This window comes from Bacteroides sp. MSK.20.12 (genome assembly GCF_019052435.1).
GTDB classification, from domain to species: domain Bacteria; phylum Bacteroidota; class Bacteroidia; order Bacteroidales; family Bacteroidaceae; genus Bacteroides; species Bacteroides xylanisolvens.
In genome coordinates this window covers 1-2,907 of sequence record NZ_JAHQVH010000089.1, presented here as the reverse complement: position 1 = coordinate 2,907, position 2,907 = coordinate 1, and the positions used below count along the sequence as shown (strand labels likewise).

Sequence of the window (2,907 nt, the reverse complement as noted above, 5' to 3'; positions counted from 1 at the left end):
TATATGCATGAAGGGAATTGACTAAACTTAATCCCCCAAGAATTACAACTGAGCCAAAGTTTTTCCTACTATAAAGTTGAAAAACATAAAAGCATCTGCCACCTGCAACGAAAAGCGTGTAATACACTAGTTAATAAATAGTTGGAACGTTGCAGATACCTGTGGCAGATAGGTTGCAGATAAGGTATCTGCAACACGTTATATAATCAAAGAAAAAGCCTTGATTCCTTGATGCAAAGCTATGGGATAATTGGGATCACTCTATGGAGAAATGACAGTGTCTACGGGGAAACGACAGTATCCTTACGTAGAAACTGTAGTGTCCCGCCTTAGAAACTCTCGTTTCCTGCCGTGGAAACTGTAATTTCTAATGCAGGAAACGACAGTTCCCCGCCTGGAAACGGGAAGTCAATGTATACAATAAACTTTTGCCCTCCTGGAGAATTAGCTTATGTAAGGTTTATACTGTGTTGCAGATACTTTATCTGCAACCTATCTGCCGCAGGTATCTGCAACGCTCCAACTATTTATCAACTAGTACATTACACGCTTTTCGTTGCAGGTGGCAGATGTTTTCATGTTTTTTCAACTTTATGGTAGGAGGATTACGCATCAAAATTAGGGTCACAACCATAAGTCATAAAACAAATTCACCTCTGTGCCCTCCGTGTCCTCTGTGGTGAAAAGAATCAAAAACGTGCAAGAATGAATCTATTTTAAGAATGTGATTGCCCCAAATCACTCCCCTTAATTTTCGGACTGCTCCCTTTTTTCTTTTATCTGTTTTACATTTATGTAGCAAAACTAAACTATCCCATTATCCATTTCGCTGCCTTAGGCAGCACTTTGTAGAATAATGCAACTATACACCACGATATGATAAACACAAATAAAGCTGTCGCTGGAATACGCATGAATATAGGTAAATCAATTCTGTCAATTGCTAAATAACCTATTCCTACAGCAAAATAATGTACCATATAGATGCCCAGTCCACATTTTGTTATATTCTTTAAGGCTGATATCATTAAGGGAGACGTTACCTTTACTTTTTGAATTAATAAATACCAGGCAACCGTCATTAAAAAGACATTGGGCGAACAGTATAAAAAGAATAATTCCATTTGGCGCTCTGTAATATCAGGTTGTGAAGTCATATTCCTGAATCCATAATACGTTATGGCATAACCGACACTAAAAAGAATGAGAGATAAAATAACAGTCTTTTTCACCGACAACTTGTTTCTGTCTTTCAAATAATAGCCTAAAAGCAGATAACCGCTAAAACCTGAAAAATAATATAAAGTGCCATAGTCATTCCAAGCACAAGTACCTCCTATATAGCTGGATATATATTCTTGGCAATAAGGCAGAAATAATGTGATAAACCAAACGGATAAGAATATTTTCATTTGTTTCTCTGTTGCTTGTTTCAGCCATGCAGAAAAAAAAGGCATATACAAATATAATCCTATCAACATATATATGTACCATAAAGGAACTGTATATGTATTGAAGTTAAAAGGAATCATAAGAATATTATGCAAGCAACTATCCCAAGTTTGACTTGGAGACTCTCCTGCATACGCAAACATTTCAGACAAAACAGAATTATTCAGCCCTAAAATACCCGTAAACCACGGAAACAAGTTATATAATAAAGACCATACAATAAAAGGGACTATTACACGAAGCATCTTTTTTTTATAAAATTGTCCGATTTCCTGTTCTACCGGTAATAATAACATTCCTGTCAGCATCACAAACAACGGTACGCACGGACGCAAGAAAGCTCCATAAATACTCCCCCATAAGTTATACTCCGGATTTAAACGAGCTTCAGGAGAAACATTGAAAGGGTCTGAACAATGGATACAGATGACCATTAAAATGGCTATCACACGAATTAAATCAGCCCATATTATATGATTCACATTTTTCATTTGGTATTCAATTTTTTCAATTGCAAAGTTAGGACAATGGTATGACATTTTTTTTAAACTACTTAAAAAAGCAGAATAAAGCAATGCGAAGGAAACGAAACAACCCTATTATTTAATCTTGTTCCTCAAATGGCACAACGTAACTTGAGAGATGCCTAAAAAAGATGCAATATAACCCAAATTTACTCTTTGGAAGAGATCCGGACGTGTTTGCAACAATTCTATATATCGTTCTTCCGCTGACTTATACAGTCTTGAAATTAAACGCTTTTCATTCATTATAAAAGCCTCTTGATGCAAAATCCTTGACCAGTTCGCTATTTCTATATTAGTCTGATACAGCTTTTCTAAATCTTTTATCGGCACGGCATATAATACCGTATTTTCCAATAACTGAACAACTTCATATTCGTACCCTTGTTGGTTCCCATAAAAATTGTTCGTCGAAAAAACGATATCTCCTTCTGTACTAAACCATGAGGTGAGTTCTTTGTCGTTAATTACACAATATGAGCGTGCTATACCTTTTTCAATGAAATAAAAGTTTTTATCATTCTGGAAAGAGGACGTTAGGATATGTTTTTTGGGCAGTTCCAATAAAGAGCTATGAGCAAACAGCTCATTGATGGAACTATTGCTCATGTTTGACTTGGCTTTAAGTGAGTTTATCGTATTATGCATCATTTGACTTTCACAACGCTTATTTACTCTTTCCTGTTTTTTTATTAAGCAGCTACAAAAATACAAAAATGCTCCTATAATAAATAAACAAGCTGCATTTTTATATATCGCCCAGATTAACATTTATGGATTGCTCCCCTTGCCTTTCCGTTGTTGTTTCATGACCGGGTATCCATACTTTTCTGCCATAATCTGCCGATTTTATTCGATTATCCCAATGATATTCTTTATATTTCCTCTATGAAAAGCAAGACCGCGACTATCTTTGTGAGTGGAAACGAGT

At 35.7% G+C, this 2,907-nt stretch carries 2 protein-coding genes; both read right to left on the bottom strand.

What is annotated here, in order from left to right; genetic code table 11:
• Positions 1-809: 809 nt before the first annotated feature.
• Positions 810-1,991, bottom strand: a complete 1,182-nt coding sequence (locus KTR06_RS24205; RefSeq protein ID WP_217290885.1) for an acyltransferase — start codon at positions 1,989-1,991, stop codon at positions 810-812.
• Positions 1,992-2,051: 60 nt separating this feature from the next.
• On the bottom strand, positions 2,052-2,585 hold the full coding sequence (locus KTR06_RS24200; RefSeq protein ID WP_008645828.1) for a Crp/Fnr family transcriptional regulator: 534 nt from the start codon (positions 2,583-2,585) through the stop codon (positions 2,052-2,054).
• Between the last annotated feature and the right edge of the window lie 322 nt (positions 2,586-2,907).

Coding starts and splice junctions, on each gene's coding strand:
- KTR06_RS24205 (WP_217290885.1), bottom strand. CDS start 1,991: ATGTCATACCATTGTCCTAACTTTGCAATTGAAAAAATTGAATACCAA.
- KTR06_RS24200 (WP_008645828.1), bottom strand. CDS start 2,585: ATGAGCAATAGTTCCATCAATGAGCTGTTTGCTCATAGCTCTTTATTG.